Source organism: Thauera sedimentorum, assembly GCF_014489115.1.
GTDB classification, from domain to species: Bacteria; Pseudomonadota; Gammaproteobacteria; order Burkholderiales; family Rhodocyclaceae; genus Pseudothauera; species Pseudothauera sedimentorum.
Genome location: NZ_JACTAH010000001.1, coordinates 1,115,857 through 1,137,944, shown reverse-complemented (window position 1 = coordinate 1,137,944; position 22,088 = coordinate 1,115,857). Strand labels below are relative to the sequence as shown.

18 protein-coding genes are annotated in these 22,088 nt (G+C 67.6%); all 18 read right to left on the bottom strand.

The window, feature by feature from the left end:
* Nucleotides 1–112: 112 nt before the first annotated feature.
* The gene (locus IAI53_RS05110; protein ID WP_187717044.1) at nucleotides 113–2,011 is read right to left on the bottom strand and encodes a chemotaxis protein CheA; all 1,899 of its coding nucleotides are present in this window, start codon (nucleotides 2,009–2,011) and stop codon (nucleotides 113–115) included.
* A gap of 92 nt (nucleotides 2,012–2,103) precedes the next feature.
* Nucleotides 2,104–2,970, bottom strand: a complete 867-nt coding sequence (gene cheZ / locus IAI53_RS05105; RefSeq protein WP_187717043.1) for a protein phosphatase CheZ — start codon at nucleotides 2,968–2,970, stop codon at nucleotides 2,104–2,106.
* Between the two features lie 34 nt (nucleotides 2,971–3,004).
* Complete coding sequence (cheY, locus tag IAI53_RS05100) at nucleotides 3,005–3,406, bottom strand: chemotaxis response regulator CheY (protein ID WP_187717042.1); 402 nt, start codon at nucleotides 3,404–3,406, stop codon at nucleotides 3,005–3,007.
* Between the two features lie 37 nt (nucleotides 3,407–3,443).
* The gene (locus IAI53_RS05095) at nucleotides 3,444–4,391 is read right to left on the bottom strand and encodes a chemotaxis protein (protein ID WP_187717041.1); all 948 of its coding nucleotides are present in this window, start codon (nucleotides 4,389–4,391) and stop codon (nucleotides 3,444–3,446) included.
* 14 nt (nucleotides 4,392–4,405) lie between these two features.
* Nucleotides 4,406–5,374, bottom strand: coding sequence for a chemotaxis protein (locus IAI53_RS05090; protein WP_187717040.1), 969 nt, complete (start codon nucleotides 5,372–5,374; stop codon nucleotides 4,406–4,408).
* Between the two features lie 133 nt (nucleotides 5,375–5,507).
* On the bottom strand, nucleotides 5,508–7,184 hold the full coding sequence (locus IAI53_RS05085) for a methyl-accepting chemotaxis protein (RefSeq protein WP_187717039.1): 1,677 nt from the start codon (nucleotides 7,182–7,184) through the stop codon (nucleotides 5,508–5,510).
* Nucleotides 7,185–7,392: 208 nt separating this feature from the next.
* A complete protein-coding gene (locus tag IAI53_RS05080; protein WP_187717038.1) occupies nucleotides 7,393–8,475 on the bottom strand; it encodes a protein-glutamate methylesterase/protein-glutamine glutaminase in 1,083 nt (360 codons plus the stop codon).
* Between the two features lie 22 nt (nucleotides 8,476–8,497).
* Nucleotides 8,498–9,346, bottom strand: a complete 849-nt coding sequence (locus IAI53_RS05075; RefSeq protein WP_187717037.1) for a CheR family methyltransferase — start codon at nucleotides 9,344–9,346, stop codon at nucleotides 8,498–8,500.
* A 170-nt stretch (nucleotides 9,347–9,516) separates the two neighbouring features.
* A complete protein-coding gene (locus IAI53_RS05070; protein ID WP_187717036.1) occupies nucleotides 9,517–12,018 on the bottom strand; it encodes a methyl-accepting chemotaxis protein in 2,502 nt (833 codons plus the stop codon).
* Nucleotides 12,019–12,049: 31 nt separating this feature from the next.
* Nucleotides 12,050–13,843, bottom strand: coding sequence for a methyl-accepting chemotaxis protein (locus IAI53_RS05065; RefSeq protein WP_187717035.1), 1,794 nt, complete (start codon nucleotides 13,841–13,843; stop codon nucleotides 12,050–12,052).
* 39 nt (nucleotides 13,844–13,882) lie between these two features.
* Complete coding sequence (locus IAI53_RS05060; protein WP_187717034.1) at nucleotides 13,883–14,386, bottom strand: chemotaxis protein CheW; 504 nt, start codon at nucleotides 14,384–14,386, stop codon at nucleotides 13,883–13,885.
* A gap of 87 nt (nucleotides 14,387–14,473) precedes the next feature.
* A complete protein-coding gene (locus IAI53_RS05055) occupies nucleotides 14,474–16,564 on the bottom strand; it encodes a chemotaxis protein CheA (protein ID WP_187717033.1) in 2,091 nt (696 codons plus the stop codon).
* 18 nt (nucleotides 16,565–16,582) lie between these two features.
* Nucleotides 16,583–16,948 (bottom strand): response regulator, encoded by a 366-nt coding sequence (locus IAI53_RS05050; RefSeq protein WP_187717032.1) that lies wholly within the window; start codon nucleotides 16,946–16,948, stop codon nucleotides 16,583–16,585.
* A 142-nt stretch (nucleotides 16,949–17,090) separates the two neighbouring features.
* Entirely contained in the window at nucleotides 17,091–18,119 is a 1,029-nt protein-coding gene (gene motB / locus IAI53_RS05045) for a flagellar motor protein MotB (RefSeq protein ID WP_187717031.1), read from the bottom strand.
* A 78-nt stretch (nucleotides 18,120–18,197) separates the two neighbouring features.
* Nucleotides 18,198–19,052, bottom strand: coding sequence for a flagellar motor stator protein MotA (motA, locus tag IAI53_RS05040; RefSeq protein ID WP_187717030.1), 855 nt, complete (start codon nucleotides 19,050–19,052; stop codon nucleotides 18,198–18,200).
* Between the two features lie 171 nt (nucleotides 19,053–19,223).
* Complete coding sequence (flhC, locus tag IAI53_RS05035; RefSeq protein WP_187717029.1) at nucleotides 19,224–19,769, bottom strand: flagellar transcriptional regulator FlhC; 546 nt, start codon at nucleotides 19,767–19,769, stop codon at nucleotides 19,224–19,226.
* Entirely contained in the window at nucleotides 19,766–20,098 is a 333-nt protein-coding gene (gene flhD / locus IAI53_RS05030) for a flagellar transcriptional regulator FlhD (protein ID WP_187717028.1), read from the bottom strand. Before flhD ends, flhC begins: the two co-directional genes overlap by 4 nt.
* A gap of 260 nt (nucleotides 20,099–20,358) precedes the next feature.
* A complete protein-coding gene (locus IAI53_RS05025) occupies nucleotides 20,359–22,074 on the bottom strand; it encodes a putative bifunctional diguanylate cyclase/phosphodiesterase (RefSeq protein ID WP_225433136.1) in 1,716 nt (571 codons plus the stop codon).
* Nucleotides 22,075–22,088: the final 14 nt, after the last annotated feature.

The window sequence follows — 22,088 nt, the reverse complement described above, 5'->3', positions numbered from 1 at the left end:
AAGGCGACCCCGTGCCTTCATCCTAGGTAAGGGGGCAAAGGGGAACAAGCGGACTTTTTGCCGGTGCCCGTGACGGTTTCCCGCCTCGGGCAACGGAACGGCACGCAGGCGATCAGCTCGTGACGGTGGGCATCGACCCGCCCTGCAACAGCGCCGAGCGCGTCACCCCGCGGAACTCGCCGGCACCGCCGAGCAGCTCCTTCATGTCGAGGATCAGCACGATCTGCCCGTTGGACAGGGTGGTCACGCCGGCCACGCCCTTGGGACGGAAGTCGTCCAGCGACTTGATCACCGCATCCTCGCGGCCTGCGAAGCTGTCGATGGCGAGAATGAAGGAAAGCTCCGCGGTGTGCATCAGCACGCCGTATTCGGGCGGCCGCTCCTGCGGCCAGCCGAGCATCGAAGACAGCGGCAGGATGGGCAGCACTTCGCCGCGCACCACCATGGTGGCACGCCCGCCGACTTCCTGGACCTGCTCGATCTCGATCGGCAGGATCTCGCGCACCATCGACAGAGGCACCGCGAAGGGTTGCTCGCCCAGGCGTACCAGCAAGACCGGCAGGATCGCCAGGGTGAGCGGCAGGCTGATGATGAAGGTGGTGCCCTTGCCGAGCTGCGAACGGATCTCGATGGAGCCGTTGAGCTTCTGGATATTGGTGCGCACCACGTCCATGCCGACGCCGCGACCGGAAACGTCGGACACCTGCGCAGCGGTCGAGAAGCCGGGCAGGAACACCAGGTTGTAGCTCTGGCGCTCGTCCATGGTGTTGGCTTCCTCATCGGTGATGAGGCCCTTCTCCACCGCCTTGGCGCGCAGCTTCTCGGCGTTCATGCCATGGCCGTCGTCGGCCACCATGATCAGGATGTGATCGCCTTCCTGGCGCGCCTCGAGCTTGAGGATGGACTTCTCGGGCTTGCCGGCCACACGTCGATCCGCGGCGGACTCGACGCCATGGTCCACCGCGTTGCGGATGAGGTGGATGATCGGGTCGGAGAGGTCCTCGATCATCGTTTTGTCGATTTCGGTTTCCTCGCCGGCGAGCACCAGTTCGACGTCCTTGCCCAGGTTGCGCGCCAGGTCGCGCGCGATACGCGGGTATTTCTGGAACAGGCGGCCGATCGGCTGCATGCGGGTCTTCATCACCGCGTTCTGCAGGTCGGAGACCAGCAGGTCGAGCTGGCTGACCGCCACGTCGAGCGCGTGCAGCGTCTCGGTGTCGTTGAGGCCGTTGAGGATGTCGCTGCGCAGCGCGTTGAGACGGTTCTTGGTGAGGCCGATCTCGCCGGACAGGTTGAGCACCTGGTCCAGGCGCGCGGTGTCGACGCGGATCGAGTTGTCGCGGGTCTTCTCGCTGTCGCGACGACCGACCGGTGCGGACGAACCCGGCTTGTCGGTGACGCGGCGGCCGATGGCCTGCTGGATCACCTCTTCCGAACTCTTGGCCGGGGCCGCCGGCAGCTTGTCGGCGGGCGCCGCGGCCGCTTCCGGCTTGCCTGCGACCGGCACGGGCAGGCCGGTCACCGCATTGAAGAGGTTGTTCCAGTCGGGCTCGCTGCCGCCCGCGGCAGCCGGTTGAACCTCGACCGCAGGCTCGGACTGCGCGCTGGCGCTGCCAAGTTCTCCGGCGATCGCCTGCTTGAGACTGGCGATCAACGCGGGATCGGCCGCATGAGGCTGGACGCCCTGCTCCAGGAAACCGAACATGTCGCGTACCGAACCGGTGGCGGCGAGAATCACGTCCATCGCCTCGGGGGTGATCTCGAGTTCGCCGTTACGCAGCTTGTCGAACAGGTTCTCGGTCAGGTGGCAGAGCGTCACCAGTTCGGTGGCATTGAGGAACCCGGCCCCACCCTTGATCGTGTGGAAACCGCGAAAGATGTCGTTGAGCAGGCTGCGGTCGTCGGGCGCGCGTTCGAGGTCGACGAGTTTGTTGTCGACACCCGAGAGCAGGTCACCCGCCTCGATCAGAAAGTCCTGCAGCAACTCTTCCATGCCGGCAAAGTCACTCATGATCCTCTTGCTCCTCTTTCGCGGCACGGTCTGCGCCGTACCCTTGCAGCCGCAGCATGCGTTGCGGCTGGCGTTTCATGCTGGTCCGCCGGTCAGAAGCCGAGGCTCTCGAGCAGGTCGTCCACCTGCTCCTGGCTGGTGACGACGTCGTCGCGTCCTTCGGCGGAGATCACCGGGCCGTTCATCAGGCCGGCGTGCTTTTCGGTCATCCGGTCGGACGGAGCAACCTCGAGCAGCACCTGCAGCAGCTGGCTCTCCAGCGCCTGTGCCATGTCGATGACCTTCTTGATCACCTGGCCGGTCAGATCCTGGAAATCCTGCGCCATCATGATTTCCATCAGCTGCGCGTTGGTGGCGCGGCTGCTCTCGGCGACGCCACCGATGAACTGGCGGGTGTCGGTGCTCAAGGTCTTGAACTCGTCCACCGACAACTGGTTGGCGAACAGTTTGTCCCAGCGTGCCTGCAGGGCCGCCGCATCGGTTTCCACCTTGTCCTGGATCGGACGGGCGATGTCGGTGGCGTTGAGCACGCGACTGGCGGCCTGTTCGGTGAGCTGGGCAATGTAGTTCAGCCGCTGGCGCGCATCGGGAATCGCCGATGCGGCTTCCTGCAACGCGTCGTCGTAGCCGAGCTCGCGCAAGGTGTCATGCACCTGGCGGGTCATCTGGCCGATGCGCTGGAACACCGCCTCGGGGCTCGGGTCCGCCTTGACCGCTGCCGCTGCCGGGGCTTGCGCCGGTGCAGGTGCCACGGCAGGCGCCGGCTCCGGCACGGTGTCGAACTGCCCCGCTACCGCGTCGAACAGGGCCTGCAACTCGTCGTTGTCTCCGTCATCGCTGTTGGCAGCCGGCTCGACCACCTGCACCACCGGCTTGGCCGGACTGGCGGCGATGCTGTCGAACAGGGCCTGGAGATCGTCCGAATCACCCGACTCGTCGAACTTCAGCTTCTTCGCCATCTGCAAACTCCCTTGTTCGTTTTCCGGGCCCGGCTCAGGCGACTGCGTTCTTGCCGAGCTTCTCGAAGATCTTTTCCAGCTTCTCGGCCATCGTCGCCGAGGTGAACGGCTTGACGATGTAGCCGCTGGCACCTGCCTGCGCGGCGGCGATGATGTTTTCCTTCTTCGCCTCGGCAGTGATCATCAGCACCGGCAGATGCTTGAGATGCGGGGTCTGGCGGATGGTCTGCAGCAGCGTGAGGCCATCCATGTTGGGCATGTTCCAGTCGGTGACGACGAAGTCGAACTGCGCGCTGTTGAGCTTCTGCAGCGCCACGGCGCCGTCTTCCGCTTCGTCGACATTGGTGTAGCCGAGTTCCTTGAGCAGGTTGCGCACGATGCGGCGCATGGTCGAGAAGTCGTCGACTACGAGGAATTTCATCTTGGGGTCAGCCATTGTTCGATCTCCGGTTTTCTTGCTGCGGCCGAAGCGTTCAGCGTCCGCGGTTGAGCATGGGGCGCAGGGTATCGGCCAGCACGTCCGCGTCGAATTTTGCCACGTAAGCATCGACGCCAACCCGTTTTCCCATCGCCCGGTTGGCTTCGGACGAGAGCGAGGAATGCATCACCACCGGGATACCCTCGAAGCGGGGATCGTTCTTGATGTTGCGGGTCAGCACATAACCGTCCATCTCCGGCATCTCGGCATCGACCAGGATCATGTCGATCTCCTCGGCCAGCGGCCGGCCGGTCTGCTGCGCATGGCTGGCCATGCCTTCCAGGCGGGTCCAGGCTTCCAGTCCGTTCTGCGCGTGCTTGTGCTTGACGCCCAGCTTGTCGAGCACCTCGGCGATCTTGCGCCGGGCCACCGCGGAGTCGTCGACGAAGAAGACGTTGACCTCGTGACCGCCGGCAATCGGCGCGATATTGCCGATCACCGCCTCACCGAAGGTGTTGGCGAGGATGGTCTCGACATCCAGGATGGACACCAGTCCGCCGTCCTGCAGTTCGGTGATCGCGGTGATGAAGTTGTGCACGCTGGACGAGACGTTCTCGGGCGTGCGCACCTTGTCCCACTCGACACGGATGATGCGGTCGACCTCCTCGACCAGGAAGCCGAGCGTGCGCTTGCTGTATTCGGTGACCATCATCGAGCCGCCAAGCGCGTCGCCGGGTGCCGCGATGCCGAGCACCTTGGCCAGCGACAGCACCGGAATGACGTTGCCGCGCAGCGAGATCAGGCCTTCCACCCCGCCCGGCATGTTGGGTGCGCGGGTGATGAAGGGCGTCTTGGACACTTCGCGCACCTTGAACACGTTGATGCCGAAGGTTTCCTTGGTGCCGAGCGAGAACAGCAGGATTTCCATGCGGTTCGAGCCGGCGAGCATGGTGCGCCCATCGACCGCTTCCAGGAAGGTGTTTTCGGGTTTGTCGAGCTTCATGGATTACCTCGGTCTCAGTCCTTGGGAGCGCCCTTGACGTGGAGCAGGCGGCGCAGCGTGCCTGCCAGGCGCTGCGGCTCGAACTTGGGTACGTACTCGTCTACACCGACCGATTTGCCAAGGCTCTGGTTCGACATGCCGGACAACGAGGAGTGCATGATCACCGGAACGCCTTCGAAGCGCGGATCGGATTTGATGCTCTTGGTCAGAATGTAGCCGTCCATCTCGGGCATCTCGACATCGGTGAGCACCAGGCTGACCAGGTCCTTGACCTTGCGTCCGCTCGACTCCGCGTAGGCGGCGACCTTCTTGAGTTCCTCCCACGCGGCGCGCCCGTTCACGGAACTGACATAGCGCACCCCCAGCGCATCCAGCGTGCGGGTGATCTGCTTGCGCGCCACCGAGGAATCGTCGGCAAAGTACACGGTGTGCTCGCCATGCTCCTGGGCCAGCGGCTCGATGTTCTGGAACATGAACTCGTCGTCGTAGCGCGTGGTCTCGGAGAGCACCTTCTCGACGTCGAGCATCATCACCAGCTTGTTGCCCGGCAGTTCGGTCACCGCGGTGACCAGGCCGCCCATGTTGGCCACCAGCATGTCGGGCGGCACGCGCATCTGCGCCCAGTCCAGGCGCAGGATGGTATCCACCGCCTCGACCAGGAAACCCTGGGTGTGGCCGTTGTATTCGGTGACGATCATGATGTCGCGCGGCGTGTCCGCACCGATGCCCACGTACTTGGCGAGGTCGACCACCGGCACCAGCACACCGCGCAGGCTGACCATGCCCTCCACCGACGAGGGCATCTCGGGCGCGGCGGTGATCGCCGGGGTGCGCATCACCTCGCGAACCTTGAACACGTTGATGCCGAAGGTCTCGCGCCGGCCGGTGCGCTGATCCGTGCCGAGCGTAAACAGCAGGATCTCCAGCTTGTTGGTTCCCGCCAGCTTGCTACGGGCATCGATATTCTTGAACAGTTCGGACATTTCCATCTCCGCTGAAGCGGGCTCGCAGTTGCCGGATTGGCCGGCCGCCGCCGGGTTATTGAGTTTATCGACAGCTTACGTCGTTTTCTTTAGCGTCTGCCATTCTCGCATCGTCGGCGCCGCTCATGCAGCCTCAGGCACGGTAGCCGATGCGGAACCCGCCCCAGTGCCTGCCATTCACGTAGATGGGCGCGGAGATGTCGTGCATGATCTCGCCGGTATCGCGCCGGTAGGTCTGGATCAGGAACTGCAACTGGTGCGCGCCGCACTGCTTGCCTACCGGGTCGTCGAACACCCGCTTGGTACGGTTGCCGACGAAATCCTTGTCGTAGTCACCGGTCAGCGGCAGCGAGAAGCGCTTGTTGTGGGTCGGCACGTAACCTTTGCGGTCACAGGCGATCGCGTAGACCATCTCTCCGTTGCGCTCCAGCAGGGGCTCCTGCAGCGGCGGCAGCAGGCGATCGGTGAGCGTGTCGAAGGCGGTGTTGAACTTCTGCGGGCGGGTGTTGGCGATCGGGCGGTACTGGTCGTTGAACAGATCCTTCTCGGCGATCTGCCCCGAGGCCACGGCCCGCTCGAGCAATGCGCCGATCTCGGCGGCAGCCTGCTGCACCAGCGCCGGCATGCGCTTGTGCACCGCCATCGCCTGCTCGCCCTGCGCGCCGAGGCGGAACACCTTGCTGATCTCGTGCAGGTTCGCGGCCAGGCTTTCCAGCTTCTTGGCTTCGTTCAGGGTCTCGGTGGCGCCTTCCGAATTGCGCTCCACCATGTCCATGATCTGGCGGACGTAGCCGGTGACGTTCTCCGCCTCGCGGCTCTGCTGGGCGATGGCGACCGCGATGCTGTCGATCTTCTCCATCGTTTCCTGCGCGCCCTGGTTGATCAGTTCCAGCGATCCGGCCGCCTGCCGCGCCAGTTCGGCGCCGGCCCGGGCCTGCTCGCTGCCGCCGTGTATCGATTCGATGGCGCTGCGGGTCTCGTCCTGGATCGCGGCGATCATGGTGCTGATCTCGGTGGTCGCACCCGAGGTCCGTTCGGCCAGCTTGCGCACTTCGTCCGCCACCACCGCGAAACCGCGGCCCTGCTCGCCCGCGCGGGCGGCCTCGATGGCGGCGTTGAGCGCCAGCAGGTTGGTCTGGTCGGCGATCTCGCGGATCACCTTGACGATGCCGCTGATCGCCTCCGAGCGCTCGCCGAGCGCCGAGATCACCTGCGCGGACTGCTCCACCGAGCGGGCGATGCGCTCGATCTCGGTGGACGCCTGGGTGACGATGCGCGCGCCCTCCAGCGAAAGCGTGCGCGCCTGCTGGGCGTTCTGCGCGGTCAGGCTGGCGTGGTCGGCCACGGCGGCGACCCCGCCGGTCATGTCCTCGATCGCGCGCGCCATGTTCTCGGACGCCGCACGCTGCTGCGCAGAGCCGTCCGCCACCGCACCCGCATGGGAGGACAACTGGTCCGCGGTGTCGGCCACCCGCTGGGCATCGAAGATCACCTTGCCGACGATGCCCTGGAAACTCTCGATCAGCGCATTGAAGCGCGCGGTGCACGCGCCCACCGGCCCGGCACCGACTTCGGCACGGCGCGACAGGTCGCCGTCGCGCTGCATGGCCTGCAGGGTCTCGCCGAAACGCGCCAGCGGCGCGGTGACCACATGGCGCCAGCCCAGCCAGGTCAGCGCGAACACCAGCAGGCCGATGCCGCCGTGGGCGATAAGCGTCGGCAGGTTGGGGGCGCCCGCAAGCGCGGACACCGCCATGCCGCCGAGGGCGGCGAGCAGGCCCGCTGCGACACTGATGAGCATGGCTCCCATGGCAATCACTTCCCGAATGAAAAGGCCCGACGACGGATCGCGGCTGACGGTGGGGCGGCCGCGCCCTGGCAACGCCTATTGGCGCCTGTACTGAATTGTATCGGCCGTGCACCGCTACCACTTGAGGAATAGACGGCAATATCGCCGCCATTCCTCGCGCTTTCGCTCCGTCGCTTCAGCGCGCTGACTGCCCCGGGCGAGGCAGGATTCACGCGGTCATCGTGCCGCGGACACCGCTGAGCCGCTGCTGCAGCCGGGCGGCGATCTCGCCGAGCGGCACCACCTCGCAGGCCGCGCCGATGCTCACCGCTTCGCGCGGCATGCCGTAGACCACGCAGCTCGATTGATCCTGGGCCATCGTCCACGCGCCGGCGCTGCGCATCGACAACAGGCCGCGGGCGCCGTCCTTGCCCATGCCGGTGAGCAGCACGCCCACGGCAGCCGCCCCCACCTGCGCCGCCGAATCGAACAGCACATCCACCGACGGGCGGTGGCGGTTGACCGGCTCCGAGCGCGCCAGCCGGCACTGCCAGCCGCCGCCGGCCATGCGCTGCACCGACAGGTGCGAATGCCCGGGCGCCAGATACACCATACCGGGCTGGGCCTTCTCGCCGTCCTCGGCTTCCTTGACGTGCAGCGCGCAGATCCCGTCGAGCCGGCGCGCAAAGGACGCGGTGAACATCTCCGGCATGTGCTGGACGATGAAGATCGGCGGCATGCTCGCCGGCAGGCCGAGCAGCACGGTCTTGATCGCCTCGGTGCCGCCGGTCGAGGCGCCGATGAACACCAGCCGGCCGTTGCCGGTCCGCGGCAACGCCGCCGGGGCGCTGCGCGTCGCGGTGGGCGGTGCGGATGCAGGCGTCGCGGCGCGGGGCAGCGGCGCACGCCCCACCCTCGCCTGGCTGGCCGCGCGCAGGCTCTCGCCCAGGCGCTGGGCATACTCCTCCATGGCCTGCGGCGAGCGATTCTGCGGCTTGGCCAGCACATCGACCGCGCCCAGTTCGAGCGCCCGCAGGCTGGCCTCGGAGCCGCTCTCGGTGAGATTGGAAACCATCACCACCGGCATCGGCCGCAGGCGCATCAGCTGCGCGAGGAACTCCAGGCCGCTCATGCGCGGCATCTCGACGTCCAGGGTCAGTACGTCGGGAGCGAGCGTGCGGATCAATTCGCGAGCCACCAGCGGATCGGCCGCCGTACCGACCACCTCGATCCCCGGCTGTCGGCCGATGAGTTCCGACAGCAGCGCCCGCATCAAGGCCGAGTCGTCACAGATCAGCACCCGTATCGTCATCTGGACCCCGGCGTGCGCCCGTTCAGCCCCGCACGCCGTCGGCGCGCTTGTAGACCGTCCGGCCGAGCGAACGGAACAGGTCCGCCGCGTGCATGAAGCTCTCCGAATGCCCGGCGAACAGCAGCCCCTCGGGGCGCAGCAGCGGCACGAAGCGCTTGAGGATGCCGTACTGGGTAGGCTTGTCGAAGTAGATCATCACGTTGCGGCAGAACAGCGCATCCAGCGGCCCCTGCACCGACCAGACCGGATCGAGCAGGTTGATGCGGCGGAAGGATATCAGCCGCTGCAGTTCCGGGCGCACCCGCACCTGGCCGTCCTGACTGCCCGCGCCGCGCAGGAAGTATCGCTGGATGCGCTGCGGCGACAATCGCTCGACGCGGTCCTGGCGGAACACCCCGCGTTCGCCCTGCGCGAGCACGTTGGTATCGATGTCGCTGGCCAGGATCTGCACCGGCGGATTGAGCGTGTCGAAGGCCTCGCAGGCGGTGATCGCCAGTGAATAGGGTTCCTCGCCGGTGGACGCCGCACAGCACCAGATCTTGATCGGCCGCTTCTCCTTTTCCGCCAGCTTGCGCAGATGGTCGGCGAGGATGTCGAAGTGATGCGCCTCGCGGAAGAAGGAGGTGAGATTGGTGGTCAGCGAGTTGACGAAGGTTTCCCACTCGCCGCGGTCGCGCTCGAGGCGCTCGAGATACTGCGCGAAAGTCTTGTCACCGCAGCTGCGCAGGCGCCGCGCGAGACGGCTGTAGACCATGTCCTGCTTGGCCGGCGACAGCGCAATGCCGGCATGCTGGTGGATGAGCTTGCGCACGCGCTCGAAGTCGGCCGCGGTGAACTCGAATTCGCGGTCGCGGGCCACCGGCGCAGGCATGCTCGGCCACTGCAGGCCACCCGGTGCGGCAGGCCGCGGAGGCGGAGCCGCCGGCCTGGACGCGGTGGACGAGGCCGGCGGACTGGCAGGCCGGGCCGGCGTGGCCGGTCGCGCAGGGGCAACCGCAGGGGGCCGCAACGGTGCGCGGGGTCGATCGCCGGTGGTCATGCTCAGAACTCCTCCCATTCATCCTGCAAGGCTTTCCTCACCGAAGCGAGCTTGCGGACCTTGGGCAACGGTGCGCCGCGCGCGGGGCGTGCAGCCCCCGTCGCCGGCCGGGACGCCAGTTTAGCAACACGGCCGGCTCCTGCGGCAGGCGTTTTCGCCACAGGCTGCGACGCCACGGGCGGAGCGCCGCCGACATCGAACACCCCGACGGCCTCGACCAGGCCGCGGGCCTGCTCTTCCAGGCTGGCCGCCGCCGCGGCCGCCTCTTCCACCAGCGCCGCGTTGTGCTGCGTCATTTCGTCCATCTGCCCCACCGCCGCGGTCACCTGCTCGATGCCCAGGCTCTGCTCGCGGCTGGCTTCCGCAATCCCGCTCACCAGCCCCGAGACCCGGTGGAAGGCCTCGACGATCTCCTCCATCGTGCGCCCCGCCTCATCGACCAGCCGCACCCCGCCTTCGACCTTGCCCACCGAGTCGGCGATCAGCCCCTTCACCTCGCGCGCCGACTGCGCGCTGCGCTTGGCCAGCGCCCGCACCTCGCTCGCCACCACCGCGAAGCCGCGCCCCGATTCGCCCGCGCGCGCCGCCTCCACCGCCGCATTGACCGCCAGGATGTTGGTCTGGAAGGCGATCGCATCGATCACCCCGATGATGTCCTCGATGCGCCGCGCCGCGCTCTGGATGTCGCCCATCGTGGACACCACCTTGTGCATGGTCGCCCCGCCGCGCTCCGCCACCGTGTTAGCGCTGGCCGCCAGTTCCTGCGCCACCCGCGCATTGTCCGCGTTCTGGTGCACCGTGGCGTTCAGCTCCTCCATCGCACTGGCGGTCTGCTCCAGCGAGCCGGCCTGCGCCTCGGTGCGCGCGGAGAGCTCGCCGTTGCCCGCGGCGATCTGTTGCGAGGCCGCGCTGATCGTCTCGGCCGACTCCTTGATGCGCTCGACCACCTCACGCAGCCGCGCCACCGTGGCGTTGGTGTCGTCCTTGAGCCGGCCCAGGGTGCCGCGGTACTCGCCGGCGATCTGCTCGGTCAGCTCGCCACGCGCCACCGCGTCGAGCACCCGCGCCACTTCCTCCACGCTGCCCGAGATCACCCCCATCAGCCGGTTCAGGCCCTCGGCCAGCTGCAGGAAGAAGCCGCTCTTGCCTTCCGGCGGCACCCGGCCGGAGAAGTCGCCCGAAGCCGCGCTCTCCACCAGGCCGGTGAGCTCGGCCTCGACCATCAGCTCCTCGGTGCGGTCGCGCCATTCGCCCACGGTGCCCAGCATGCTGCCGGCGCCATCGATGATCGGGTTGGTGGTCACCACGAAGTGCCGCCCGCCTATCTTCATGTCGATGCGCGCCTGCTCGCGCAGGCTCGCGAGCCGGCGCACTGCGGCCTGCGGGTCGGGATACAGCTCGCCGATGTTGCTGCCGACGAAGCGCGAGGCGTCGAAGCCGGGCAGGTCGCGGCGGATCTCCGCCTCCACGCGGCGCAGGGTGCGCAGCAGCGCCGGGTTGGCGTAGATCACCCGGCCGTCGATGTCGGCGATGCGCACATTGGTTTCCACGCATTCCAGCGCCTGGCGGATGCGCAGGTTCTCGGCCGCCACCCGCCGCCGCTCCTCGAGGTCGTAGCCGAGGCGGATCTTCATCGACTTGAGGTACTGCAGCAGGCGGCCGAGTTCGTCGTTGCGGATGGCCGAGAACTCGCCCTGGAAATTGCCCGCGGCGAGCTTCTCCAGCGCGCTGCGCGCCTCCGCCAGCGGACGGGTGATGGTGGTGGCGACCAGCCAGATCAGCCCGCCGCACACCGCTGCGATCGCCAGCACGCCGGCACCGAGCAGCAGGCGGATGTCATCCATGCGCGCCTGGGCCGCCTGCCGCAGCGCTGCATTTCCGGCGCCGCCCGGATCGGCCAGGCCAAGCAGGTCGGCCAGCATGGCGGCGCTGCCCTGCCAGCCGACGGCCGCCAGCGCGAGCACCAGCGCCATCGCCAGGGCGAGCGACCACCACAGCTTGCCGACCAGGGTGATGTCGCGGTACCAGCGCGCGAAACGCGCCGCCAGTCCGTTGGAGACCACCCGCCCGTGGCGCACCACCAGGCCGCTGTCCGGCTCCTCGCGCAAGCTGCGGTAGGCGGCCTCGGCCTCGTCGATGCGATTGCGCGGGGCGCGCCCGCGCACCGAGATGTAGCCGGCGATGCGGCCGTCCTCCATGATCGGCGCCACGTTGCCCACCACCCAGTAGTGGTCGCCGTTGCGGCAACGGTTCTTGACCAGCCCGGACCACGGCCGGCCGGCCTTGAGGTCGCACCACATGTCCTCGAACACCGCCGCCGGCATGTCCGGGTGGCGCACGATGCTGTGATCGGCGCCGATGAGCTCGGCCTCGGCGAAACCGCTGACCTCGATGAAATCGCGGTTTACATAGGTGATGCGGCCATCGGGGTCGGTGCGCGAGACGATCACGTGGCGCAGCTGGACCTCGACTTCATTGCCGGTCACTGCTTGCTTGTGCTTCATGCTCGATCCTTTCTCGCCTTTCGCGCCGCGCTCATGCGCGCACCCGTCGCCCATCGGCCGGCGCCGCGGTGGTGAACACCCCGACGGCCTCGACCAGGCCGCGGGCCTGTTCTTCCAGGCTGGCCGCCGCCGCGGCCGCCTCTTCCACCAGCGCCGCGTTGTGCTGCGTCATTTCGTCCATCTGCCCCACCGCCGCGGTCACCTGCTCGATGCCCAGGCTCTGCTCGCGGCTGGCTTCCGCAATCCCGCTCACCAGCCCCGAGACCCGGTGGAAGGCCTCGACGATCTCCTCCATCGTGCGCCCCGCCTCATCGACCAGCCGCACCCCGCCTTCGACCTTGCCCACCGAGTCGGCGATCAGCCCCTTCACCTCGCGCGCCGACTGCGCGCTGCGCTTGGCCAGCGCCCGCACCTCGCTCGCCACCACCGCGAAGCCGCGCCCCGATTCGCCCGCGCGCGCCGCCTCCACCGCCGCATTGACCGCCAGGATGTTGGTCTGGAAGGCGATCGCATCGATCACCCCGATGATGTCCTCGATGCGCCGCGCCGCGCTCTGGATGTCGCCCATGGTGGACACCACCTTGTGCATGGTCGCCCCGCCGCGCTCGGCCACCGTATTCGCGCTGGCCGCCAGTTCCTGCGCCACCCGCGCATTGTCCGCGTTCTGGTGCACCGTGGCGTTCAGCTCCTCCATCGCACTGGCGGTCTGCTCCAGCGAGCCGGCCTGCGCCTCGGTGCGCGCGGAGAGTTCGCCGTTGCCCGCGGCGATCTGTTGCGAGGCCGCGCTGATCGTCTCGGCCGACTCCTTGATGCGCTCGACCACCTCGCGCAGCCGCGCCACCGTGGCGTTGGTGTCGTCCTTCAGCCGGCCCAGGGTGCCGCGATACTCGCCGGCGATCTGCTCGGTCAGCTCGCCCCGGGCTACCGCGTCGAGCACCCGCGCCACCTCCTCCACGCTGCCCGAGATCACCCCCATCAGCCGGTTCAGGCCCTCGGCCAGCTGCAGGAAGAAGCCGCTCTTGCCCTCCGGCGGCACCCGGCCGGAAAAATCGCCCGAGGCCGCGCGGTCGATCAGATCGCCCAGCGCACCGCGCAGCGCCGCCTCGTCGGTACGGTCGTACCACTCCAGCACGGTGCCACGGCGCCGGCCGTCTGCATCGAGCACCGGATTGAGCACCAGCTGGAAGGTGAACTCGCCGAGGCGGATCTCGGCCTTGTAGGTCGTACGCAGCGCGGCGATGCGCTCGCGCTGCGAAGGCGCATTGCGATGAAAGACGTCGAAGGTATTGCCGACGATGTCCGCGGCACGCACGCCGCCGGGCAGGCTGCCGCCCATGCTGCGCTCGGCACGGCCAAGCATGTTGTGCGCGGAAGCATTCATGTAGGTGATCACGCCGTCCGCGTCGGCCAGCATCATGCTCACCGTGGCGGTATCGAGCGCATTGCGGATGCGCAGGTTGGCTTCGGCCTCGGCCCGCTCGGCATCGCAGCGCTGGGCGAGGCTGCGCTGCATGCTACCGAGCGCGGCGAGCAGGCGCCCCAGTTCGTTGCGGCCGTCGATCGTCTGACGGGCGTCGAAGCGCCCTTCCGTTACCTCCCCGGCCACCCGGCGGGCCTGCGCGAGTCGCGCGCGCATGTGCCCCGCCAGCCAGGCGGCCAGCGCAAGCGCGGGCAGGAGCGCGAGCAGGAGGCCGCCGAGCAGCGCGGTCATGCCGCCTGCCCCACTCGCCGACAGCGCCGGCACGGCCAGGGCAGCGAGCACCGCGGCCGCAGCCACCGGCAGCATCAGGCAGGCGGACAGGGAAAGTCGGTCGAGCCACTTCATGATCCGGCTCCTGTGTCGGGGTAGCGGTGCGGACACATCTCAGCTTTCCTCCCGTGGGCCGAACAGCGCCATCTCGGGCGACTGCAGGAGGCCGACGACGTCGAGCACGATCAACATGCGGCCGTCCGCTACAACCAGCCCGCGGATGTAGCCGGCGCCGGCCGCGGAAGCGAGCTCCGGCGCCGGACGGATGTCCTCCTCGCGCAAGGGGATCACGTCGTTCAGCGCATCGACCAGCATGCCGACCAGCCGCGTTTCCAGTTCCAGCACCACGATCACCGTGGTCCCGCCAGCGGCTGTGGCGCCCAGCCCGAAGTGCCGGCGCAGGTCGACCACCGGCACGATGACCCCGCGCAGGTTCAGCACGCCACGCACGTGATCGGGCGCCCCGGCGATGCGGGTGGTCGGCTCGTCGGCACGGATCTCGCGCACGGCGAGGATATCGATCGCATACGTTTCATCCGCCAGCATGAAGCTCAGGTACTCCCGCGGCGCGGGTCCCGGCTGGGCACTGGCGGCGGAAACGGACGGATCGTGGGTCATGTCGGCTTTGTCGTTACGGGGCTACAAGCAGGTTTACGGCAGCCGGACGGGCATCTGTAGCGCCTTGGCCCGCCGTGCGAGCCGCGCTCAGGCGGCCATCGTCTGCCCGGCCCGCAGCCGTTCGACCAGCACCGCGACGTCGAGTATCAGCGCCACCTTGCCATTGCCCAACACTGTTGCGGCGGAAAAGCCCGGCAGGCGGCGGAAGTGATCTTCCAGGCTCTTGATCACCACCTGCTGCTGGTCGATCAGGCTGTCGACGAACAGCGCCGCGCGCACGCCGTTGGCTTCGATGAGCACCATGATGCCGGCACACCAGTCGGTCTGCGCGCCCTCGACGCCGAGTACCCGGCCGAGTTCGAGCACCGGCAGATAGTCGCCGCGCACGCGGATCATGCGCGCTTCGCCGCCGACCTTGATCACCGCCTCGGGCTGCACCTGCAGGGTCTCGCCGACGAAGCCGAGCGGCAGCACGTAGAGCTCGTCGCCGATGCCCACGGTGAGCCCGTCGACGATGGCCAGGGTGAGCGGCAGGCGCACACCGATGCGCGTGCCGCGCCCGGGCGTGGAGCGGATGTCCAGCTGACCGCCCAGGGCGACGATGTTGCGCTTGACCACGTCCATGCCCACGCCGCGCCCGGACAGCTCGGTGACCGCATCCGCGGTGGACAGGCCGGGTTCGCAGATCAGCTGCCAGATCTCGCCGTCGCTCATGCCCTCATGCGCCTGCAGTCCGCGCGCCCGCGCGCTGTCGAGTATCCGGTCCCGCGGCAGGCCGGCGCCGTCGTCCTCGACCTCGATCAGGATGTAGCTGCCCTGGTGCGCGGCGCGCAGCACCAGCCGCCCCTCTTCGGGCTTGCCTGCGGCCCGGCGCACCGCCGGCGCCTCGATGCCGTGGTCGAGCGCATTGCGCACCAGATGCGTGATCGGGTCTGCAATGCGCTCCACCAGGCTCTTGTCCAGCTCGTTGTGCTCGCCTTCCATCTCCAGCCTGACCCGCTTGCCGAGCCGGGCGCCGAGCTCGCGCACCAGGCGCGGAAAACGCGCGAACACCATGGAGACCGACACCATGCGGATGGACATCACCGATTCCTGCAGCTCGCGGGTGTTGCGCTCCAGCAGGCCGAGCCCGTTCATCAGGCGGTCGAACACCTCGGCGTCCACCTGGCTGGCCACTTCCTGCAGGATGGAGCGGGTGATCACCAGCTCGCCGACCAGGTTGACCATCTGATCCACCTTGTCGACGCTGACCCGGATGGACGAATCCTGCGCTGTCCGGCCCGCTGCGGGCAAGGTGCCGGCCGGCGCGTCCGCGACCGCCGCCTGCGCGTCCACGGCCGATGCGCTGGCGGGTAGGGCCGGAGGCGCTTCGGCGGCCAGGGGCGGCTGTCGCACCTCGGCAGACGGAAAAGGCTCGAACAGGGTGTAACTGCCGTCCTCGGCTTCCTCTGCGAATTCCTCGGTCGCCGGTGCCGCCACTGCCGGCTGCGGTGCGCTCAGCAGCGTTTCCGCGATCTGCAGCTCTCCCGGATCGGTGACCAGTTCGAGCACTGCGCGCACCGCCGGTTCACCGGCCCGCGTGCGCAGGTGCACACGCCAGGGTCCGTCGGGCTGCAGGTCGTCCGGACGTTCGATGATCGCGAGTTCGCCGAGACGCCCGAGCTCGTCGAGCATGTTGCCCACCAGCAGTTCGCTGCCGGCCACCACCCGCGTCAGGCGGAACGCCAGTTCATACCCGCGGAAGCCGTCCTCCACCGGCGGCGCCTGCGGCGCGACGGCCACGCCCGGCGTCCCCGCTGCCAGGGCGGCGATGCGCTGGCGCACCCGCGTGGCGCGCTCGGTGTCCGGGCGGACCTCGCCGCGATGGGCATCGAGCAGGTTGCGCAGCACGTCCACCGCTTCCAGCCCGGCATCGATCATCGCCCGCGTCAGGGCGAGCGCGCCCTTGCGCACGCGGTCGAGCAAGTCCTCCAGCTCGTGGGTGAGCCCCGCCATGTCGTCGAAGCCGAAGGTGGCGCTGGAGCCCTTGATCGAATGCGCCGCGCGGAAGATTTCCGCCACGTCGCCGGCCGAGGGCTGCTGCTCGTCGACGCGCAGCAACAGGCTTTCGATGCTGGCCAGATGCTCTTCGGTCTCTTCGAAGAACACCTGGTAGAACTGGCTCATGTCGAGACTCATCGTCGGCTCCGCCCGTTCTCAGCACAACACGCGTGCGGTCAGTTCGAGCAGGCGCCGCGGCTCGAAGGGTTTGACCAGCCAGCCCGTGGCACCCGCCGCCCGGCCCCGCGCCTTGGCCTCTACGGAGGACTCGGTGCTCAGCACCAGCAGGGGCGTGGCGCGGTAGTTCGGGTGGGCGCGCAGGCGGGCAATCAGTTCCAGGCCGTCCAGCCGCGGCATGTTGATGTCGGTGAGCACCATGTCGAATGCGCCGGCACTGGCCTTGTCGTAGGCATCCTCGCCGTCGACCGCCTCGGTGACCGTGTAGCCGGCGGAGCGCAAGGTGTAGCCGACCACCTGCCGGATGGCGAGTGAGTCGTCGACCACGAGGATGTGTCTGGACATGCTGGGTTCCGAGGTTGGTCGTCGGCTCCCCGGAGTCCGCACGCAGTCGCGGAATCGGGAAGGTCGCCAAGGTCTTATCGACGCGCCGGGTGCTGAACTTTAGGCCTTGCCCGCCGGAACCGCAGGCCCCGCCCGGCCGGCCTCAGCGCGAGATCGCCGGCAGGCCGGCTCCGCCCGGCGACGTCGAGGGCATCGAGGGCGGCGCGCCATTGAGCAGGGCGCCGCCTCCGAGCGGGGCGTCCGCCCCGACCTCGACCGACCGCTGGCCGGCACCCTCGCCGCGCAAGGCCTCCTCGGTCTGCTTGTTCATCACGATGATGCTGATCCGCCGGTTGGCCGGATCGCGCGGATCCTCGCGATTCAGGTGGATGGTGTCGGCCAGGCCCACCACGCGCAGAACCTTGCCGGAGTCCAACCCGCCGGCCAGCATCTCGCGGCGCGAGGCATTGGCGCGGTTGCTCGACAACTCCCAGTTCGAGAAACCGCGCTCGCCGCCCGCGTAGGGCGCCGAGTCGGTATGCCCCGACAGGCTCACGCGATTTGGCACGTCGTTGAGCGCGCGGCCGATGGCGCGCAGCAGGTCGCGCGTGTAGGGCTGGACGTTGGCGCTGCCGCTCAGGAACATCGGCCGGTTCTGCTCATCGATCAGCTGGATGCGCAAACCTTCCAGCGTGATGTCCATGAGGATCTGGTCCTTGAACGGGCGCAGGGCGGGATCGGCCTCGATGATCGCCTCGATGCGCCCCTTCAGGTCGATAAGCCGCGCACGCTCCTTGCGCTGCTCCTGCGCAAGCAGGTCGTCGACATCGGGCGGAACGCGCTGCCGACCGGTGGCCGCATCAAGGTTGATCGTCCGCCGGTCCTGCACGTCGCCGCGCTTGACCTGGCCGAGCGAACGGGTCAGGTCCTCGCCGCCGCCCTGGATCACGCTGGAGCTGTCGCCCACGCCGCTGCCGCCCTGCAGCGACACCTTGATCGGATTCTGGAAGTGGTCGGCAATCCCTTCCAGGTCGCCCTGCGCGGTGGAGCCGAGCAGCCACATCAGCAGGAAGAAGGCCATCATCGCGGTCACGAAGTCCGCGTAGGCGATCTTCCATGCGCCGCCGTGCGCCGCGCCGCCGCCCTTCTTGATGCGCTTGACGACGATAGGCTGCTGGGAATCGTCGCTCATGCTTCAGGCATCCACGAAACGGACGGGGAACAGCGGCGGACGACAGGCGGCGGACATGGCGCGATACTCACCCGGCGCTCAACCCTTGCGCGCCTTGATGTCCTCCTCCAGCTCGGAGAAGGTCGGGCGGTCGGTGGAGAACAGCACCTTGCGGCCGAATTCCACCGCGACCTGCGGGGCGTAGCCGTTCATGCTGGCGAGCAGCACCACCTTCATGCACTGGTAGATCTTGCCGCCCTCTTCCACCTTCTGCTCCAGCTGGCCGGCGATCGGCTGCACGAAGCCGTAGGAAAGCAGGATGCCGAGGAAGGTGCCGACCAGCGCGCCGCCGATCATCTTGCCCAGCACGGCGGGCGGTTCGCCCACCGAGCCCATGACGTTCACCACGCCCATCACCGCCACCACGATACCGAAGGCCGGCAGCGCGTCGCCCACCTTGGCGACGCCATGCGCCGGGCCGTGCGCCTCGGTGTGATGGGTCTCGATCTCCATGTCCATCAGGTTCTCGATCTCGAAGGCGTTGAGGTTGCCGCCCACCATCATGCGCAGGTAGTCGGTGAGAAACTCGATGGCGTGATGGTCGGCCATCACGCTTGGATACTTGGAGAAGATCGGGCTCGAATCGGGGTTGTCCACATCGTTCTCGATGGACATCAGGCCTTCCTTGCGGACCTTGGCGAGGATCTCGTACATCATCGCCAGCAGGTCCATGTACATGGCCTTGTTGTAGGGCGAACCCTTGAGCGCCGAGGGTATGGCCTTGAGCGTCGCCTTCATGCTGCGGCCGGTGTTGCTGGCAACGAAGCCGCCGATCATGAGGCCGAAGATGGCGAGGTATTCCAACGGCACCCACAGCGCCATCAGGCTGCCGTGAACCGCGTACGTGCCGACCGATGCGGCAAGGATGATCACATATCCGACAATCAGTAGCACCAGGCACCCCTGTTGTTCCGCCCCCGCGGCGGCAGCCCGTGAAAATACTGTTTTTCTAACGACGCTGCAAAGTGAAACTTGAACCGGATCGCCAAAAAACACCGGGGCCGCCTGCATTGCAGGCGGCCCCGGTGTCTTGTGCGGCTATCGACCGTATGGCGTAGCGATCCGTCAGGCGATCTCGGCCTTGGCCTTCTTCGCCGCGCGCTTGGTCTTGCCGGCACGCGAAGGCATGTTGCACAGCCCGCAGACGAAGTTCTGCGTGGGGTCGTAGGCGTGGGCGACGTAGTGGCCGCCGCAGCAGGTGCACGGCGCCATCTGGATCAGGTCGGCGTCATAGAAGCGCACCAGCGTCCAGGCCCGCGTCAGGCTGAGCACCGGCTCCAGGCCGTCGGACTCGATGTGGTCCAGGTACAGGTGGTAGGCCTTGAGGATGGATTCCAGCCCCTTGAGCCCGGCACGCTCGCTGAAGAAGCGGTAAAAGCCCATGAACAGCGAGGAATGCACGTTCGGCTGCCAGGTCATGAACCAGTCGGTGGAGAACGGCAGCATGCCCTTCGGGGGCGACACGCCGCGCACTTCCTTGTAGATCTTCAGCAAGCGTTCGCGGCTGAGCTTGGTCTCCGCCTCGAGCATCTGCATGCGGGCACCCAGACGCACCATTTCCACTGCGCGCTGGATGTCCTCGGCTTCCTGGATGATGCTCTTGTTCTTCATTGTTCTGCTCCCTCACACTGCTCTGCGGCCGAACGCGACGCTGCGATGATCGCCGCGTGCAGGCCGGACGTCGTCGCGTCGCGCCCGTTGCCCGCCATCAAACCGGCCAGCAAGCTGTCGTCGAAGCGGAAGCGCGGCAGCAGCACCTGGCTGCTGGCCATGCGTACCAGCTTCGCGGCACTCAGCCCCTCCACCAGGTCCGCCACCTCGGCGCCGATGCCCAGCCTGTACATCGCGGTTTCGCGATCACTGCGCAGCATCTGCTGCGCGAGCATGAGATAGGCGAGGTTCAGCTCGCGGATTTCGGCCTGAAAGTCGGGGCGGTCCATTAATAAGCTCCCTATCAGGGACTAGCTACACGAAGTTAAAGTGAATTCTGAAGAAAGCCCGATAAGCTGCACATCAGGGGCATCAGAAATTTACAGTAACAAAAAAAAGAAAACGCTTGTAGGGAATTTCCTTACAAGCGCACTCACCGCCTATCGCATCAACGGCAAGTCGCAAGCCGACTTTAGCCAGTTTCGGCGGCTTCGTGTGCCTGCGAGCCGCATCTACGGCCGATCTCGCCGGAAAAGTGTTGCAGAAACCCCTACAGACGTATCAACCCGGCGGCACCCGGGCGTCCGAAGTGGAAGCCTTGCAGGCAATCGCAGCCCGCCTCGCGCAGCACTTCGGCCTGGCCGGCGGATTCCACGCCTTCCGCGATGGTGGACAGCTGCAGGCTGCTCGCCAGGGCGATGATCGCCCGCACGATCGCCGCGTCCTCGGCGTTGTCGCACAGTTCGCGCACGAAGGACTTGTCGATCTTGATGATGTCGATCGGCAGCCGCTTGAGGTAGGACAGCGAGGAGTAGCCGGTACCGAAGTCGTCCACCGCCACCTTCACGCCCATGTTCTTGAGCGCGCGCAGCATGCCGGCGGCCGACTCCACGTCGGTCATCAGCGAGCTCTCGGTGATCTCCAGGATCAGGCTGCCCGCCGGCAAGCCGCTCGCCCGCAGGGCTTCGGACACCACCTCTAGCAGACGCGGCTGGGCGAACTGGACCGCCGATACGTTGACCGACACGCGCGCGCGTTCATGCCCGGCATCGATCCATTGCCGCGCCTGGCGCGTGGCTTCGAACAGCACCCAGGCGCCGATCTCGGCGATCAGCCCGGTCTCGTCGGCCAGCGGAATGAAGCGGTCCGGCGACAACCTGCCCAGGCGCGGATGCATCCAGCGCACCAGCGCTTCGGCGCCGACCGGCTTCAGCTGGGCGGCCGCCACCACCGGCTGGTACTCCAGCAGCAGCTCGCCGCGCTCCACCGCATGGCGCAGGTCCGCCTCCATGGACAGGCGTTCGGCGGATGCCGCGTTCATGGTGCGCTCGTAGAAGCGCAGCCCATTGCCACCCGAAAGCTTGACCTGTCCGATGGCGGTCTCGGCATTCATCAACAGCTCGAGCACCACGTCGCCGTCGGTGGGAATCATGGCAATGCCGACGCTCGCGGTGAGGAACAACTCCACCCGGTCCTTCAGCAGCGGCTCGTCGAAACTGCGCACGATCCAGCGGGCGAGCATCTCGACCGCGCTGCGGTCGCTCGCCCCGGGCACGAACACCCCGAACTCGTCGCCCCCCAGGCGGGCCAGGACGATCTCCGGCCCCAGTCCGGCCCGCAGCCGGCGGCCGACCTGGCGCAGCAGTTCGTTGCCGGCCTCGTAGCCGAAGCTTGCGTTGATGCGCAGGAAACGATCGAGGTCGACCACCAGTACGGCGCCGCCCGGCGGACGTCCGCGTTCGCGGCTCTCCTGAATGGCGTCCGCGACCTTGCTGCAGAACAGGTGATGGTTGGGCAGGGCCGAGAGGCCGTCGAAATAGGCCAGCTGCTCGATGCGCGAATCCGCGTGGCGCACCGCGCGCCGCGCCCGCAGCCCGCGAAGCTCGCGCTCGACCACCGGCACTAGCCGCTCGTAGTCGCCCTTGGCGATGAAGTCGTCCACGCCGTCGTACATGGCCGATACCGCCTGGCGGTCGGAAATCTGCCCGGAGTGGATGATGAAGGGAACGTCCTTGCCGCTGCGCTTGAGCACGTCCAGCGCGGCAAGCGCATCGAAGCCGGGCATGTCGTGGTCGGCCAGGATGATGTCCCAGTCCTCGCTGGCCAGGGCCGCGGCCATGTCCAGCGCGCAATCCACCCGCCGGCAGTCGACGAGCAGACCGCGGCGGCCGAGCTCGGCTCGCACGAGATAGGTGTCGTCCTCGGAATCGTCCACGATCAGGGCGCGGACCGGTGCGTCGTTGCGCACGAAGATCTCCTCGCTCATCTTGCCCATCGGCA

What these genes read in the sequence shown, in the direction of transcription:
- IAI53_RS05075 (WP_187717037.1), bottom strand. Translation starts at nt 9,346, where the DNA reads ATGCCTGCGCCGGTGGCCCGCGACCGCGAATTCGAGTTCACCGCGGCC.
- IAI53_RS05055 (WP_187717033.1), bottom strand. Translation starts at nt 16,564, where the DNA reads ATGAGTCTCGACATGAGCCAGTTCTACCAGGTGTTCTTCGAAGAGACC.
- IAI53_RS05050 (WP_187717032.1), bottom strand. Translation starts at nt 16,948, where the DNA reads ATGTCCAGACACATCCTCGTGGTCGACGACTCACTCGCCATCCGGCAG.
- IAI53_RS05025 (WP_225433136.1), bottom strand. Translation starts at nt 22,074, where the DNA reads ATGAGCGAGGAGATCTTCGTGCGCAACGACGCACCGGTCCGCGCCCTG.
- flhC (WP_187717029.1), bottom strand. Translation starts at nt 19,769, where the DNA reads ATGAAGAACAAGAGCATCATCCAGGAAGCCGAGGACATCCAGCGCGCA.
- cheY (WP_187717042.1), bottom strand. Translation starts at nt 3,406, where the DNA reads ATGGCTGACCCCAAGATGAAATTCCTCGTAGTCGACGACTTCTCGACC.
- IAI53_RS05090 (WP_187717040.1), bottom strand. Translation starts at nt 5,374, where the DNA reads ATGTCCGAACTGTTCAAGAATATCGATGCCCGTAGCAAGCTGGCGGGA.
- IAI53_RS05095 (WP_187717041.1), bottom strand. Translation starts at nt 4,391, where the DNA reads ATGAAGCTCGACAAACCCGAAAACACCTTCCTGGAAGCGGTCGATGGG.
- cheZ (WP_187717043.1), bottom strand. Translation starts at nt 2,970, where the DNA reads ATGGCGAAGAAGCTGAAGTTCGACGAGTCGGGTGATTCGGACGATCTC.
- IAI53_RS05060 (WP_187717034.1), bottom strand. Translation starts at nt 14,386, where the DNA reads ATGACCCACGATCCGTCCGTTTCCGCCGCCAGTGCCCAGCCGGGACCC.
- IAI53_RS05070 (WP_187717036.1), bottom strand. Translation starts at nt 12,018, where the DNA reads ATGAAGCACAAGCAAGCAGTGACCGGCAATGAAGTCGAGGTCCAGCTG.
- IAI53_RS05080 (WP_187717038.1), bottom strand. Translation starts at nt 8,475, where the DNA reads ATGACGATACGGGTGCTGATCTGTGACGACTCGGCCTTGATGCGGGCG.
- motB (WP_187717031.1), bottom strand. Translation starts at nt 18,119, where the DNA reads ATGAGCGACGATTCCCAGCAGCCTATCGTCGTCAAGCGCATCAAGAAG.
- IAI53_RS05065 (WP_187717035.1), bottom strand. Translation starts at nt 13,843, where the DNA reads ATGAAGTGGCTCGACCGACTTTCCCTGTCCGCCTGCCTGATGCTGCCG.
- IAI53_RS05085 (WP_187717039.1), bottom strand. Translation starts at nt 7,184, where the DNA reads ATGGGAGCCATGCTCATCAGTGTCGCAGCGGGCCTGCTCGCCGCCCTC.
- IAI53_RS05110 (WP_187717044.1), bottom strand. Translation starts at nt 2,011, where the DNA reads ATGAGTGACTTTGCCGGCATGGAAGAGTTGCTGCAGGACTTTCTGATC.
- flhD (WP_187717028.1), bottom strand. Translation starts at nt 20,098, where the DNA reads ATGGACCGCCCCGACTTTCAGGCCGAAATCCGCGAGCTGAACCTCGCC.